General features: G+C 36.8%; 1 protein-coding gene. It reads left to right on the top strand.

The window, feature by feature from the left end; all coding sequences use genetic code 11:
• Nucleotides 1–1,652: transposase (locus tag INF68_RS22925; protein WP_227412955.1), on the top strand; the 1,652-nt coding region annotated here is incomplete at both ends.

Below are 1,652 nucleotides of genomic sequence, written 5' to 3'. Positions count from 1 at the left end.
TGAATCAAATAGCATAACTTGTAAAGATTATATCTACCCTTCATATATGTTAGTAGATGAGAAAGAAATAACAGATGAAGACAGGGTAAGGCGAGATGAAAATTACAATATCATTAAAGATCTTGTAGATGACAGAATGTTTCTGTTCGACTATGCATTACATAAAAAGTCTCACCTTTTAATGGATTACTCCCGGAATAAAAAAATATCACAATATACTATCAGAACGCTTCTGGCGTTGTACTGGCGACATGGACAGGATATTTATGCATTGCTACCCGCATTCTCGAACTGTGGTGCCGCTGGGAAAAGTAGAATCAAACATGAAATTAAACTTGGGAATTCCAAGAAAAACAGGGCATTACCTAATGAACGTTCACGTGTTTTCATTCTTAATGAAAGAGATATAAATAATATTAGAAAATCCCTCATTACGTATCATTATAAAGTTAACGGAGATACGATAAAGAAAACATTAGAGAGACATATTGATTTGTATTTTAGGGATGAAATTAAAACAGCAAACCTAGAAAATAGAGCTCCATATGTTCCTTCTTTAAAACAATTTTCCTACTGGAATAAAAAACTCTTCACTAAAGATTTCTCTATAAATAAGAAGAACACGAAAAAAGAAATAGACCTCAAAATGCGGGCGCTTTTAGGTAGTGTGGCTAATACAACTGTTTTACCGGGTGATGTTTTCGAAATAGACTCAACTGTCGCTGATGTACATCTTATTTCCAGTTTAAACAGACGAAAAGTCATTGGGCGTCCTACTATCTATACAGTGGTGGATCGCGCAACAAGAATGATTGTTGGCCTTCATGTTTCTTTATACCATGCTTCATGGCGAGCCGCCCGACAAGCGTTAGCAAATTGCTTTATGCCAAAAAAAGAATATTGTAGATTATTTGGAATCTCTATTACTGATGATGATTGGCCTTGTTCTCATATTCCATTAACATTGATGTGTGACAACGGGGAGATGATTGGTCTTAAACCTCAGGAAAAGATGACCCCCCTGACAAAACTTGAGTTTGCGCCAGTCGGTAGAGGCGACAGAAAAAGCATTGTTGAACGCTGTTTCGGTATTCTAAATGATGAAGTTATTCATAGGCTTATTGGAACAACACGAAGGGGAAAGATTGTTAAAGGAGAGCCAACACCGCAATCCAGGGCTTGTTTAACGATTCAGGAGGTCACTTCTTTACTGATTCGGGAGATACTTGCACATAATCAGAGAACATATGAAGAACTGGCTTATATCAATCCCTTACTGATTGAAAATGATCTCGTAATATCACCAAAAAATAGTTGGATGATAAGCTTAAAGCACGGGAGATTCAGCGCAAGAGCCGTTGGGGCCGACGAAGTGATCGCACGATTATTGATCCCTGTGAACGCTAACATTACCGCCGGTGGGATTCAGTACAATAATCTTTTTTATGAATGTGATCCAGACATTGCATCAGGTGCCAGAGTATTTGGAAGAACCACTTGTGAAGCAAGAATAGATGACAATTGTGTAGATTTTATATATGTAAGATTTGACAAAAATAGCATTTTCAAAAAACATTATCTACTTAAGAAAAGAGATATATTTAAAGGGAAAGCTCATCTTGATACAGATGTAATGGCTGATTGGGTAGATA

The organism is Enterobacter cloacae complex sp. P16RS2 (assembly GCF_014982155.1).
GTDB classification, from domain to species: Bacteria; Pseudomonadota; Gammaproteobacteria; order Enterobacterales; family Enterobacteriaceae; genus Enterobacter; species Enterobacter cloacae_M.
Note: the sequence above shows the minus strand (reverse complement) of the source record. Positions and strands in the feature narration are given on the sequence as shown.